This window comes from Larkinella sp. C7 (assembly GCF_006149005.1).
Taxonomy (GTDB): Bacteria; Bacteroidota; Bacteroidia; order Cytophagales; family Spirosomataceae; genus Larkinella.
Genome location: NZ_VBSL01000094.1, coordinates 1 through 598 on the forward strand (window position 1 = coordinate 1; position 598 = coordinate 598).

The following is a 598-nucleotide window of genomic DNA, read 5'->3' on the forward strand; positions in this document are numbered from 1 at the left end:
ACCGGAGGCTGTTAATGACAGCGACACCTGCACCAAATTATTCTCACAGATGGTCGATGATGTCACCTGGCTCAACACCGGCAAAGGATTGACCGCTATGGTGACGGTTCTCGTCACACTGCAACCCGAACCATCGGTGATCACCACCGTATACGTACTGGTCGCCGTCAGGTTCGACACCGTCACACTGCTGCCGTTGCCCAAACCTCCGCTCCATTGATAACTTACATTCCCTACCGCATTGCTGGCACTGGCCGTCAGCACCACACTGCCGCCCGAACACACCGCCGTCTGCGAAGCCGTCAGGGTGCCCGACAGACTGCAGGGCGAAGTCGGACAGACGCCCACCGTCACCACCGTGCTGCCCNCTGTTAGCGCTCGTCGCATTGGCAATCACCGGGTTCTGTTGCGTGCTGCTGTAGCCATTCGGGCCTTTCCACAAATACGACACGCCACCGGAGGCTGTTAACGACAGCGACACCTGCACCAAATTATTCTCACAGATGGTCGATGAAGACACCTGGCTCAACACCGGCACCGGATTGACCGTAACGGTGACGGTTCTCGTCACACTGCAACCCGAACCATCGGTGATCAC

At 57.8% G+C, this 598-nt stretch carries 1 pseudogene; it reads right to left on the reverse strand.

The window, feature by feature from the left end:
• Positions 1-387: pseudogene (locus FH871_RS33920) on the reverse strand (hypothetical protein); the annotation flags it as partial.
• Positions 388-598: the final 211 nt, after the last annotated feature.